This window comes from Salegentibacter sp. 24 (assembly GCF_004362395.1).
GTDB lineage: Bacteria > Bacteroidota > Bacteroidia > Flavobacteriales > Flavobacteriaceae > Salegentibacter.
Window position 1 is genome coordinate 49,990 of record NZ_SNWE01000007.1, and the last position, 12,915, is coordinate 62,904.

At 35.5% G+C, this 12,915-nt stretch carries 12 protein-coding genes; 6 read left to right on the top strand and 6 right to left on the bottom strand.

The window, feature by feature from the left end:
- Positions 1-63: 63 nt before the first annotated feature.
- The 5 genes from DET49_RS06525 to DET49_RS06545 form a co-directional block, all read right to left on the bottom strand.
- On the bottom strand, positions 64-1,461 hold the full coding sequence (locus tag DET49_RS06525) for a UDP-glycosyltransferase (protein WP_133547299.1): 1,398 nt from the start codon (positions 1,459-1,461) through the stop codon (positions 64-66).
- 149 nt (positions 1,462-1,610) lie between these two features.
- The gene (locus DET49_RS06530) at positions 1,611-2,027 is read right to left on the bottom strand and encodes a sulfotransferase family protein (RefSeq protein WP_166636553.1); all 417 of its coding nucleotides are present in this window, start codon (positions 2,025-2,027) and stop codon (positions 1,611-1,613) included.
- A 20-nt stretch (positions 2,028-2,047) separates the two neighbouring features.
- On the bottom strand, positions 2,048-2,404 hold the full coding sequence (locus DET49_RS06535) for a hypothetical protein (protein ID WP_133547301.1): 357 nt from the start codon (positions 2,402-2,404) through the stop codon (positions 2,048-2,050).
- Between the two features lie 63 nt (positions 2,405-2,467).
- Positions 2,468-3,760: a glycosyltransferase family 39 protein gene (locus DET49_RS06540; RefSeq protein WP_133547302.1), complete on the bottom strand. Its 1,293-nt coding sequence runs from the start codon at positions 3,758-3,760 to the stop codon at positions 2,468-2,470.
- Position 3,761: 1 nt separating this feature from the next.
- The gene (locus DET49_RS06545; RefSeq protein ID WP_133547303.1) at positions 3,762-4,478 is read right to left on the bottom strand and encodes a glycosyltransferase family 2 protein; all 717 of its coding nucleotides are present in this window, start codon (positions 4,476-4,478) and stop codon (positions 3,762-3,764) included.
- Between the two features lie 169 nt (positions 4,479-4,647).
- Here DET49_RS06545 and DET49_RS06550 point away from each other — a divergent pair, with 169 nt between their 5' ends.
- Entirely contained in the window at positions 4,648-5,562 is a 915-nt protein-coding gene (locus tag DET49_RS06550; RefSeq protein WP_133547304.1) for a glycosyltransferase, read from the top strand.
- Between the two features lie 315 nt (positions 5,563-5,877).
- On the top strand, positions 5,878-7,113 hold the full coding sequence (locus DET49_RS06555) for an IS4 family transposase (protein ID WP_133547305.1): 1,236 nt from the start codon (positions 5,878-5,880) through the stop codon (positions 7,111-7,113).
- A 209-nt stretch (positions 7,114-7,322) separates the two neighbouring features.
- Here the strand turns inward: DET49_RS06555 and DET49_RS06560 are convergent, their stop codons facing one another.
- Positions 7,323-8,078 (bottom strand): FkbM family methyltransferase, encoded by a 756-nt coding sequence (locus DET49_RS06560; protein WP_166636554.1) that lies wholly within the window; start codon positions 8,076-8,078, stop codon positions 7,323-7,325.
- A gap of 515 nt (positions 8,079-8,593) precedes the next feature.
- Between DET49_RS06560 and DET49_RS06565 the strand changes: the two genes are divergently transcribed.
- The 4 genes from DET49_RS06565 (at position 8,594) to DET49_RS06580 (ending at position 12,907) form a co-directional block, all read left to right on the top strand.
- On the top strand, positions 8,594-9,430 hold the full coding sequence (locus DET49_RS06565) for an ABC transporter permease (protein WP_133547307.1): 837 nt from the start codon (positions 8,594-8,596) through the stop codon (positions 9,428-9,430).
- 1 nt (position 9,431) lies between these two features.
- Entirely contained in the window at positions 9,432-10,667 is a 1,236-nt protein-coding gene (locus DET49_RS06570; protein ID WP_133547308.1) for an ABC transporter ATP-binding protein, read from the top strand.
- 486 nt (positions 10,668-11,153) lie between these two features.
- Positions 11,154-11,843, top strand: coding sequence for an FkbM family methyltransferase (locus DET49_RS18445; protein ID WP_166636555.1), 690 nt, complete (start codon positions 11,154-11,156; stop codon positions 11,841-11,843).
- Complete coding sequence (locus DET49_RS06580; protein ID WP_133547310.1) at positions 11,840-12,907, top strand: DegT/DnrJ/EryC1/StrS family aminotransferase; 1,068 nt, start codon at positions 11,840-11,842, stop codon at positions 12,905-12,907. The genes DET49_RS18445 and DET49_RS06580 overlap by 4 nt, the downstream gene beginning before the upstream one ends.
- Positions 12,908-12,915 lie beyond the last annotated feature (8 nt).

A 12,915-nucleotide genomic window follows, 5' to 3' on the forward strand; every position in this document is an offset into this window, starting at 1 on the left:
AACTATTTGTTTGAACTCTGATAGCGAGACCGACAAAGAAGGACGTGGCAATCTGAGGTTAAGTTATTCAATATTAATTCGATTAATATATTTCCATGTTCTTTCCGAAGCTTTATCAGCCGGTTCCTTGTTTATTGTATTAAACCACTTCATCGCCTTCTCTGCATATTCTTCTTTTAAGTCCAGCCCTATTTCAAGTTTTTCCGCGATTTCTTCTCGGGAATTTAACCATAGAACTTCTTCTCCAGTTGGCATCGACCTGAAATGCACGAAATTATAGACCTTTTGGGGTGACCAGTCAGCCTGAGTTTTATCAGTGACCTCATAATTAAGATATAAACAGGGCTTTCCGAATATAGCAAAATCAAAAACCATTGACGAACCAACATTAACTACCAATTGTGAGTGCAAAATCGTGTTTATTTGTAAGCTTAGATCTTCTTTTGTTGGTAAAACAGTATTCCACTGCTTTCCGATTTTTTCCCATTTTGGTACAATAGGAACTATTAGCTCTTTATATTTTTCTAATACTTTTTCATATCTGTTGGAAAAATCCACCGGGCAGCGGCGGAAGATGATGCCTAGCTTATTTCCTTTTACATTTAGTTTAGCTACTGCTTCAGCGAGGTCATTAAGGTATTGTGGATCATCTGGAGAGGTGGTGATGTCATCGCCGCTGAAACAAATATATTTTATTGAAAGGTTAAGCCCATGTTCTTTAAAAAATTCTTCCTGGCTTTTTCTAAGGCTAAGATCGTAATGTGGCTCGAATTGAGGACTCCCGGAAATATATATCTGTTGAGGCTTAATATGAGGATAATAATTAAGCAGTTCCTTTTTCATAAACTCACTCCATACAAGATAATGATCGGCTTCCACCACCATGGTTGCTTTTGGTAGATTATCCCAGGAGAAAATAAAATTTGCAGTAGGAATATTTAGGTCCTGTGCCGCCGTTAAAGGCGCAAGAGCGTTTACTGGTCGCTGGTTGGTACAGAATACCAGATCGGGTTTTTCTTTTTCCAGAACGGTTTTACAATTTTTATAATATGCACCCTTCCTCTCAGAATTTTTCATTTTTTGCCGAAGGCGTTTTAAACTTTTTTCTCCTTTATGGATTTTTACCAGAAACCTGACTATCTTATGCTTTAATCCGGTTTTCATCCCCATGGCAGAATACGGGAACTTGTAGCGTTGATAAACTGGATCATCAAATTTTGCGGTAAAATGATCGAGTTCGGATTCGATTTTCGCTCTTTTCAGTAGATCGGTTTTTGCCCTCGCATTTCCTTGTATTTTTATTTGCTGATAGCCTAGGCTTTCAAGATCAAAAGGGGTATGATTCCAGAAGATCACTTCCCAGCCCATTTTTTTGCCGACTTCCACGAAAGATGTGAAGGCGAAATTGCGCAGGCCAACCCCGTCAGGAAGCAGAATTAGGATTTTTTTTCTGGATTTCAAATCAGCAGTTAGTTAGGTATCAAATATAGGGAAAAGTGATTAGCCTGTAATAGATCTAAGCGGTAATACATTTGTGCTGTTTTAGTTAAATTAGATCCCTTAACCGCAGCAATCTTTAGGCGGATAGCTTTGAACGAGAACAGAATTAATTATCTATTCTCCTGTAAAATTTCATCCATGTAAAGGATTTCCGAAGGGGTAAAAAGATTTTGATATTTCAGGTTATTGCCGGGCTGGATATCCCAGCCAGTTATAAGGGAATGAAAAGATGAGGGGTAGGGTAAATCCGTGAATTCACAGATTTTTTCAAAAAATGTTGTTGGGTTATTCGTTAGACCTTCGTAATCAACTTCAAGAAATTTAAAATCACGAAACTTTTCTTTATGTAATTGCATTTTGTTATAGCTTTCAGCATACTCTTTTATCAGTTCTAAATTAGATTTAGAAGAGAAAACCTCCAGCCTGTTTTTGTAAAGCCATTTGTTGGCGTAATAGGAGGCTATTATTGCCTTGGGATCACGAGCCAGCCAGATGATATGCGGGTCTTCAAAGATACTCTCAACCAACTTGGGGCGAGTTGGCCCCGTTATTTTAAAAGGAGACGATTTCCGGATTGAAATTTTCTGATCTTACTAAGCGCCTTATTGAGTCTGGCACCTTCCTCTGAAGATATCGGTTTATCGCTCCAGAAGGTTGTGATATGATAGGTCCAGAAAAAAAAAGCTTCGGCCGGACGTGGGAAATTATCTTTGTTTCTGCTATTCTTCTCTAGCATAGGAATTCGATGAATATTATTTAATATAGATAATTCCGGGTGTTCAGGGAATTTATTTACATAAGTAGATATCCAGAACAAATCTGGATGTAATGAAAATATGTGATTAAGAAGGGTGGAGCCGCTTTTTCCCGGGCCCAGTATAATTATTGCATTCTTAATTCTCATTAGTTATTTTGGTTTTCCAGATAAATCTTCCATGAGCATATCTTGTAAAGATATTTGAATAATCTAAGAGAAGTATTTAAACTCAGAATTTAATTTACTATTAAAAACCTGCTGAAGCACTAAAATAAAAAATAATAACTCAAGAGTGGTTTGGGGCATTCTAAACCGTAAACCAGAATATGTTAGAACCGTAATAGCCATAGTAGAAATAACTAAAGCTACACCAAGAGACCATTGTAATTTATTTTTGTAAAACAGTAAAATAATAATTAAACTGAGAAAAGATAAAACCTGGTAGATAACCCGACCTGTTTCCAAAAAACCGGGCCTGGAAGTTTCCGGAAAGGGATTGAAAGCGCTTTTAATTTTTTTCCAAACGATGGGTATAATTAAATCGGGGTTACTTCTTATAAAGTTCAGGCTTGCGTCTTGATATAACTGCATACTTCCTACCTCACCGTCAAATTCGTTTCTGTTATATTCAAAATCCAACAGCACCAATTCCTCATCTGCAAGATCACCTTTTGTATTTGTATGTTCATTCGGCACTTTGTGATTCCATCCCTTTGCCATAACTGCACCAGAAGATGTTGTGATTATCATCTGATTCGTATCGAGTACTATAAAATTTCTAATGACCCAGGTTGAGACTACTGCAGCACAAATAACGGAACTAATCACAAAACGATTTAACCGGATTTGATTATTAATCACAAGTATAAGCCATACTGTAAAAGGTAGAAAGATATAATATGGATGTGAAAGGATTAATATCCCCGCAACAATTGCCTGAATAAAAAAAGCTTTTTTTTGTTTTACATAGGCGATTAGGAGATAGAGCCAGAGTGTAAGAAAAAATAAAGTTATAGGTTCTGACAAAAATACCCGGGAATAGAGCTGCCAGGCAGGATTTACTGCATATAAGAAAATTCCGATTAAAACTAATACTTTTTTGACCTTGAGAAGCTTTAAGGTTTTGTAGAAAATAAAAATACCTAAAAGTTGTAATAAGAATTTAAAAATCAGGACATAAGTGAGGTTGTAACCAAAAAGGAGAAAAACCCCGGCAATTAAAATGGGCCAAACCGGCGGTCTCCAGGTGCTATGATTGGCAAATTCAATTTGGTTTTCCTGAATATTTTTATTTTTAAATGCGGTGATTACTCCTTCTTCTAAACCTTTTATATGTCCGTATTTCTGAGTTTGTGCTAAGCTTAAGCCTAATTCAATGAAGTTTGCTGCATCTCCCTCGGATTCGTACTTAAGGGAATTAGCTATATGGAAATTATAGATAAGAATTCCCAAAAAAATAATTCCCAAAAACAATTTTAATAAACCAATTGAATAGTTTTTCATATTACCTGGAAATCGTATTGTACTTAAATACACACCATAGTGCACGGCATCCGTCCTTCCAATTTATCTTTTTTCCTTCCTCATAGGTGCGGCCGTAATAAGAGATGCCTACTTCGTAAATTCTGATTTTTGGAACGCGACTGACTTTGGCTGTTACTTCCGGCTCAAATCCAAACCTTTTTTCTTTCAAATCCAAACCTTTCAGAATATCTGCTCTAAACACCTTGTAACAGGTTTCCATATCTGTAAGATTTAAATTGGTAAAGGCATTACTCAAAAAAGTGAGAAATTTATTTCCCAGGGAGTGCCAAAAAAAAAGAATTCGGTGTGGATTTCCCCCCATAAAACGTGACCCGTAAACAACATCAGCATTCCCTTCTATAATTGGTCTTAGCAACTGATTGTATTCTTTTGGGTCATATTCCAGGTCGGCATCCTGTATAATGATAAAATCCCCTGCGGCCAGGTTAATTGCTTTATGAAGAGCAGCCCCTTTTCCCTGATTAAATTTCTGGTTGTGCAGGTGAACTGGCAGTTCAGGATTTAATTTCATAAATTCTTCTATGATCTTCTGAGTACTATCGATGGAATAATCATTTACAATGATGAGTTCTTTTTCTATCGAAAATTCCAGTTTAAGATCTTTTAATACCTTTAGAACTGGAAGGATTGTTTTTTCCTCATTGTATGCAGGTATAAGAATTGAAAGTTTTTTCAAAGGAAAAATAGTATTAGTTAGTTACAAATATATCTTTTTATTTGTGCCAGGAAATACAACCGAATTTATTTAAAATTATTACTTTAAGAAATATTTTAATCGGCCAGGTTATTTTTAACCGAAGAGGGGAGAATTATTGATACAATATAAAAGAAGTTTTAAGTTTTTTATGAAAAATTTCGCAGTAAGTGTTTTTATTCTAACCTATAACCAGGAAGATTTTATTGCCAATACATTGGAGAGTATTCTTAATCAAGAAACAAACTTCAAATATCAATTGGTGATAGGAGAAGATTTAAGCAGTGATGCTACACGACAAATCTGTGAAACTTATGCAGAAAAATATCCTGAAAAAATCAAATTGCTTCCTTCGAATAGACGCCTGGGGCTTATCAATAATTTTATAAGGACTATTAAGGCGTGTGACGGGAAATATATTGCGGTATGCGATGGTGATGACTATTGGATAGAGCCCCTCAAATTGCAAAAACAATACGATTTTCTCGAGTCTAGACCCGATTTTTCCATCGTATATACTGGGATCAGGAACTTGTATCCAACCGGCGAATTTAAAGATAAGACCTGGGATCATTCAAATAATTCACGCAATTTTGATGAACTTATCTTTGGTAATTTTATTCCTTCTGTGACTGCATTTTATCGTAACAAACAGAATGAAGTTGAGATCCCTAATTGGATAAAGAATTTTCCTTATGGAGATTGGCCTGTTTACCTATGGCTAACTCGTAATGGAGATAAGGTGGGATATATAGATGAGATTACCGGTGTATACAGAAAAGAAATTGGGGTATCAGAAAAGATGAAAAGGGTTTCCAGTGATATAGCTAAGGTGAATTTAGGTATTGTTCAATATGTTTATGACGATTGTCAATTTTCAAATAAAATAGGTATTGTTAAGAAAAGTCTTGTAAAACATAAATACGGTTTAATGGGAAGTTATTTTAGGGAAGGAAAGCTAATAAAATCTTTTATTGAGGCTGGTGATCTTTTTTACCGGCAACCTTTTAAGGTAATTAAGACCTATCTGTACTTGACAAAAAGGGCTTTAGTAAAAACCTTCTAGTAAGATGAAAATAATACTGTTTATAACGTATGAAACCTAGAATTTTGAAATCGTGGCTGATTATTTTCACGAACTTCCCAAAAAGAACATATTAGACCAATTAAAGTAAAACTCTTTAATCCTTCCCCTAAGAATACTAACAGATTCTGGGTTTAGATTATATATTAATACACCGGGCAATACGGTAAAATCTCCTTATAGTTTATAATATGGATTTTCAATCACTAGTGTCCGGTAAAAAAAATAAACCGGGCTAGTTTTTTGAACACTAACCCGGTATGTCTACTTTTGAGTTACGACACAAAAAAGCTAGACATGGGTAAAAGTAAGAATTTTAACGGACAGTCTATATTTAATCAATTAATAAAGTTCATTGACAAAAGTGAGGTACGGAAGATAGCTCGGGAGCATAGTGCAGAGCGGTATGTAAAGAAGTTTACGACCTATAATCACCTGGTTGTAATGCTTTTCGTGTCCTTAGAAGGCTATCAATCAATACGAGAAACGATATTGGGACTTCTTGCAAATGCGCATAAGTTGGACCATTTAGGCCTGTCCTACCTGGTTAGGCGAAGTACTTTTGCTGAGGCCAATAAACCCCGGAGCAGTACGGTTTTTGGGGATATCTACAAAAGTGTTTACCAAAAACATGCAGAAAGTTTAGCGGACAGCCGGTTAAACGATGCTGACCTAAAACGTCTTTATATTATGGATTCCACCACCATTTCCCTGTTTAAGGACATCCTTAAGGGCGTGGGGCGCAATCCCAAGGAAGGCAAAAAGAAGGGTGGAATAAAAGCCCACACCATTATCAAGGCTAGCGAGAATGTTCCCTGCCTTGTCCGATACAGTGAAGCCGTACGACACGACCATATGTTCCTGAAAGAAGTTTTCAACCTGGTCAAAGGTTCTATCATTACTTTTGATAAAGGCTATGTTGACTATGCTCAATATGAAGCCCTTACCCAAAGCCAGATATGGTACGTGACTCGATTAAAGGAGAATGCAACTTACCAGCCAGGAAAGGAATTTGATATCCCGGAAGATGCTGATTCAGGAGTATTGAAGGATGAGGAGATCATTTTATATTATGGTGAGAAAAAGCAGCTGAAACATCATTCCAGGCGTATAGCATATTGGGACAGCGAAAACAACAGGTTGTTTGAATTCATCACCAATAATATGGAGCTAGAAGCTGAAAAGATAGCCTTAATCTATAAAAAACGATGGCAGATCGAGCTGCTATTCAAGCAGCTAAAACAGAATTTTCCGCTAAAATATTTTCTAGGCGATAATGAAAATGCTATTGAAATACAGATCTGGACGGCTATGTTAGCTAATCTTCTGATCACCTTGGTGAAAGGAAAAGTAAAAAAGAAATGGGCCTTTTCCAATCTGGTGTCCATTATAAGGCAGCAGTTAATGAATTACATCAACAACCTGTATGGCTTTTTAGAAGATCCAGAGGGAAGTTGGCGGGAAGTGATTAAACAGAAAAAGATAAAATACCAAAATTCTCTATTCCCAGAGACAATGGGGGCTTACTTTTGAAAAATAGAGATACAGCATCTCAATATCAACAACTTAAGTTGATAAATAATTAAATTCCGGTTTTACCGGACAACAATGATTTTCAATTAAATATATTTGAATTTAGAGAATAAATTGATCTTACTGCATAGACCATAAAATAATTAAGGTCTGCAATAACACTTTAAATAATTGTTAATTAAAATTTTTCTTAATTCTGTTACTAAATACTAACTAGAAATCAGGTTGGTATACAGGGAGGTATGTTTTTTAACCTTCTCTTTGTTTTTCTTATGAAATATTATAAAGTTCCATTCCCAATTATCAAGATATTCCTTGCACATTTTGAAATGTTCTAATTTTTCTGCTTTTTTTCCTTTTTTCAAATGGAATAATTCGTAATCATTAAGTTCGAAAAGTTTATTCAATTTTTCTGCAATTTCATCGCTCAATACTTCAAGAATTATAATCGGTTTGTATTTATACAAATATTCGCCCAAACCTTCAATTGCTTCCGGTTCATGCATTTCAATATCAATTTTTACCAGATCAATTTTAGGGATATTTTTATGTTTAATATAATCGCTTATGCTAGTTGCTCCAACCTTATATTCCAAGATTTCACCCCTGTAACCATTCCAGTTTTTCATTTTTTCAGGCGACAAGGATGCGTTATCACTGGAATTGGGAAGGTCATAAAATACTTTCTCAGCAGAATGGTTTGAAATAGCATCTTTCTCGCATTCTATGTCAAACCTATTCAATCGAACATTCTTGCATAACTTGTTATAAGTATGGATGGATGGTTCAAATGCATAGATCCTGGTTTTCGGATTAACTGCTTTTGCTGCCAGGGTGTAAATCCCGGTATTTGCTCCTATATCTAGGATAATCTCAGAAATTTCACATAATTCAATCCATAACCACCCAAGGTCATTTTCAAAAGTTTCAAAAGCACCTTCCCAAAAAGTTTCGTGCTCTATCATTCCACCATAATTGATCATTTTAAAATGATTGTTTTTAGGAAGCCTAACTGTGAATTCCCCCTGGAACCTTAACTTTTTAATATTTGAAGATGGTTTGTAATAATGCTTTAACCCCAAACAAATAAATCGTTGTACTTGGTGAGGTAATTTTGGGTAAACTCTCAAAAAACTTGAATTAATAAAATTTTTTACTTTCTCCATAAGTGCTAAAAATAATTAAATAGAGATTACCTCATACAAAAACTTATAAATCCTTTTAATGCTAGTTGAGATCGCTTTAGGGTTAGAATTATATTGTGTATTTTTCGCACATAGAACCAGGGGGAACCCAATTAAAATAAGCGTATAGTTCATGAGTGCCATTCTTAAGCCTTAAAGATCTGAACAATAACTTTTGGATACCTTTGGCACCGGTATCTTATGTGATGATTTAAATTAAGAACAGTATGAATTTTTTAAATTATCCTGGATTATATCCACAATAAGTTTTATTATAATATGTTTGAATCATATCTATGCAAACCCAAATTTATCAAAAAGAAAATACGCTTAGCCCCGGTAAACTTCTAAAAGAGAGCATAAGGGATATTTATAGCTCGCGATTTTTAGCACGGCAATTGGCAGAAAGGGATATTAAAGCACAATACCGTCAATCTTATCTGGGGATAATCTGGGCTTTTATTACACCGCTAGCCACTGCTGCAGTTTGGATTTTTTTAAATGCTTCGGGAACCATTCAGGTAACTGATACCGGAATACCTTATCCAGTATATGCTTTTTCAGGAACATTGCTTTGGTCTATTATAAGGGAAGCTATAAATTCTCCTACGCAAAGTACGAATTCAGCCCGTGGGCTCTTAAGTAAAATTAATTTCCCAAAAGAAGCACTTATTATTTCAGGGGTTTATAAATTATTATTTAATTCTTCAATTAAGATCCTGTTGTTAATTGCTTTCGTTTTTATATTTGGGTTGGGATTTCATTGGAGCCTGCTTTTGCTGCCTGTGGTTATTTGCTTTGCCCTTTTATTTGGGATTATGATAGGTCTTTTTCTTACCCCTCTTAGTATGCTTTATAAGGATGTAGGAAAAACTGTTTCTATGAGCTTCAGTTTTCTAATGTATATTACCCCGGTAGTTTATGCAGTGCCAGAAGAAGGCTTGATGAAAACCGTGATGGAATTTAATCCCTTTACCCCAATAATACTTACCAGCAGGGATCTTATTACTGGTGCATGTCCTGAATATCTTAGCTATTATTTTGTGGTTTTAGCGGCAACGGCACCTCTTTTTCTCCTTGCTTTAATGGCTTACCGAATTTCTATTCCTATTATTGTTGAACGAAGTGCGTAATATGGAAGAAAAGGAGGTTTTAGTAAAGGTAGAATGGCTTTCCAAGAAGTTCTGTAAAGATCTTAAGACCAGTCTCTGGTATGGAGTGAAGGATCTTTTTACTAATTTTCGCGGTAACAAAGAAGAACGTCAATTGCGCGTAAAGGAATTCTGGGCGGTAAAAGATGTTTCTTTTGAACTACGCCGCGGAGAATGCCTGGGACTTATTGGGCATAACGGGGCCGGGAAATCTACTTTGCTCAAAATTCTTAACGGTCTCATTAACCCGGATGCCGGGAAAGTAACTATAAAAGGTAGGGTTGGTGCACTTATCGAATTGGGAGCAGGATTTAATGGAATTCTTACCGGTAGGGAAAACATCTATAATAATGGTGCCATCTTGGGCTTTAGCCGCAAGGAGATCAACGAAAAGCTGGACGAGATAATAGACTTTGCCGAGATACGGGAATTTATTGATATGCCGGTACAAAATTACAGCAGCGGGATGAAGGTCCGCCTGGGCTTTGCCATTGCCGCTCAAATGGAGCCGGATGTGCTCATCATTGATGAGGTTTTGGCCGTTGGAGATCTTGGTTTTGTTCTAAAGTGTTTTAAAACTATTGATACAATTTTACCCCGTACGGCTATTGTATTTGTTTCTCATAGTATGCCAATGGTTTCCAGGATCTGTACACAAATTATCTTATTAGAAAAGGGTAAACCTAAATTTCATTCCCAGAATGTCTCCCAGGGAATTGACCTTTATTACAATTCGTTTTTAACCAATGAGGATTCAGATTTAGTATTTACTGATCATTCTTTGGATTTAATAAGTGCATCTATTAAAGATTTTGCTAAAGCAGATAGTATATACCAAATTCCCTGGGCTAGTGATTTAGTTTTAAAATTTTTGATTAGAAATAAGTCTTTAGCCAATATTCCATTCATTACTTTAGCTATTTATGATAAGGAGCAAAGACCTGTTGCCGAAATTATTCCTGAAGGACAATTACTTTCAGAAATTGAAAAAGGGACAGAAACCTCTGTTTCGTTAGTAATCAGGAAAATTTGTCTTTCAAAGGGAGTTTATAATGTAACTTTTACAGCTTCGGAAGGGTACGGGTATAATACATATTACAAAATCCATAAAGCTCTTACCTTGCAAATAGTTCATGATAAACAAATTTGGACGCCCTTTCTTTTGGATGCTAAAATGGTAGAAACTAATGTCAATACTATATTAGGTAATGGGGAATAAATTGTTTTCTTTAAAATTAGTTAACAAGACAGTTTAATGAAAAATTTTAAATCAGCTCTTTATAATGAAGCAAGAAAAGCTATAATCAATAATTACGGCATCGATAATTATGATGAATTTAGATTCGGTAGCAATTCATTACCATTGAATAAAAAGGAGGGTAGAAGAGAATTGCTAAGCAAAAAAGGGATCAAAAATTTATTGAAAGCTTCAATTATACCTTTACCTGATTCCCAGAAACAGATTTTTGATGATTTTGTGAAACAATATTTGCCTCACTTTGAGAAAACATGGAAGTCACTTTCCAAAAAAGACAAATCTCTTTATGTGAAGTTAATTGCATTTAGAGTTCTTGGTTTCAGGAAGGTTAAGTTGCCCAGGAATAATGCTGAGTACTGGAAGGCAATTGAGAAAGCGAAAAGCCTAATTGACTGGAATATTACTTTAGATCCGCAATTTCTTCACTTTTTATTAAAAAAGAGTGATTTGAAAGATATTGGGTATGATATTGAATTCTTTTTTACTGAAAAAGGAATTGCCGTAGATTTTATCCTTGAGCAATATGCTTATAAAAAAAAAGCTAAAACTGTTGTGGGTGCAGAAGAGGGAGATGTGGTCTTTGATCTTGGGGCCTGTTGGGGTGATACTGCTCTTTATTTTGCTGATAAAGTAGGTGATGAGGGAAAAGTTTACTCCTTTGAATTTATACCTGGTAATATTGAAATTTTCAATAAAAATATTTTACTAAATCCTCGATTAAATAGGCGCATCCAATTAATACCACACCCTGTTACTGACCGGGCGGGTGATTCCATTTTCTTTTTTGATAATGGCCCAGGGAGTAAAGTTTCCTCTGAATCATTTTTAGAACAAGCTGGTGATTGTACTACAGAATCAATAGATAATTTTGTGAAGCAAAATGCTATTAAAAAAGTCGATTATATTAAAATGGATATTGAAGGGGCAGAGAAATTGGCTTTAGAAGGGGCTATAAATACAATTAAGAGATTTAAACCTAAATTGGCTATAGCCATTTATCACAGCCTGGATGATTTTGCAACTGTCCCAACTTGGATAATGAATTTAGACTTGAATTATAAAATATTTATTGATCATTTTTCCATTCATGCTGAAGAAACAATTTGTTTCGCAATACCCCAAAAAAACAATAAATGATCCCAGTAACCAAAACTTTTTTACCACCTAAAGCTGAATATCAGGCAATATTAGACCGTGCCTGGGATACTGGTTGGGTTACCAACCGTGGCGTTTTGGTAAGAGAGTTGGAAGAAAAATTAAAAGATCATTTAGCAGTCCCCAACCTTATTGCTACTACCAATGGTACCATTGCTCTACAAGTAGCTATTAAAGCCCTGGGACTAAGCGGTGAGATCATTACAACTTCATTTTCCTATGTAGCCACAACCTCGAGTATTGTTTGGGAAAATTGCACTCCGGTTTTTGTAGATATTCACCCCGAATATTTGACTATAGACGAAACCAAAATTGAGGCTGCGATCACCTCCAAGACTTCGGCTATTCTTGCAACCCATGTGTATGGCAACCCTTGTAATGTGGAAACCATTGATGCCATAGCTAAAAAGCATAACCTAAAAGTGATCTATGATGCTGCCCATTGTTTTGGGGTAAAACATAAAGGAACTTCTATCTTTAATTATGGTGACGTAAGCATCTGCAGTTTTCACGCCACCAAGATCTTTCATACCGGAGAAGGAGGGGCGTTGATTACTAAAGACCCCGATTTGCACTATAAGTTATATTACCATCATAATTTTGGACATAAAGGCCAGGAAGATTTTGAAGGTTTGGGTATAAATGCTAAAATGAGTGAATTCCAGGCAGCTATGGGACTAGCAGTTTTACCTTATATAGATGAGATTGTTAGCGAGAGAAAGAGGGTTATTAAGTTTTATCGAGAAAATTTGCCGGAGTTTAAAACAGTTAAAATAAGGGAAGGTACTTCCTGGAATTACAGCTACTACCCGGTACTATTTGAGGATGAGGAAATGCTTTTAAAAGTGAAGAAGAAACTGGAAGCAAATCAAATATTTCCCAGACGATATTTTTATCCTAGTTTGAATCAATTAGCGTATCTCGATTCTGAGAAAAAGTCTGTTTCTGATAAAATTGCAACAAAGGTACTCTGTTTGCCAAATTATAGTAATTTGGATGAGAGTATTCTAAAAACAGTTTGTTTATTAGTAAATGAAGTTTCTTAAAATTAAAT

What these genes read in the sequence shown, in the direction of transcription:
- DET49_RS06535 (WP_133547301.1), bottom strand. Translation starts at nt 2,404, where the DNA reads ATGAGAATTAAGAATGCAATAATTATACTGGGCCCGGGAAAAAGCGGC.
- DET49_RS06540 (WP_133547302.1), bottom strand. Translation starts at nt 3,760, where the DNA reads ATGAAAAACTATTCAATTGGTTTATTAAAATTGTTTTTGGGAATTATT.
- DET49_RS06550 (WP_133547304.1), top strand. Translation starts at nt 4,648, where the DNA reads ATGAAAAATTTCGCAGTAAGTGTTTTTATTCTAACCTATAACCAGGAA.
- DET49_RS06555 (WP_133547305.1), top strand. Translation starts at nt 5,878, where the DNA reads ATGGGTAAAAGTAAGAATTTTAACGGACAGTCTATATTTAATCAATTA.
- DET49_RS06560 (WP_166636554.1), bottom strand. Translation starts at nt 8,078, where the DNA reads ATGATAGAGCACGAAACTTTTTGGGAAGGTGCTTTTGAAACTTTTGAA.
- DET49_RS06565 (WP_133547307.1), top strand. Translation starts at nt 8,594, where the DNA reads ATGCAAACCCAAATTTATCAAAAAGAAAATACGCTTAGCCCCGGTAAA.
- DET49_RS06570 (WP_133547308.1), top strand. Translation starts at nt 9,432, where the DNA reads ATGGAAGAAAAGGAGGTTTTAGTAAAGGTAGAATGGCTTTCCAAGAAG.
- DET49_RS06580 (WP_133547310.1), top strand. Translation starts at nt 11,840, where the DNA reads ATGATCCCAGTAACCAAAACTTTTTTACCACCTAAAGCTGAATATCAG.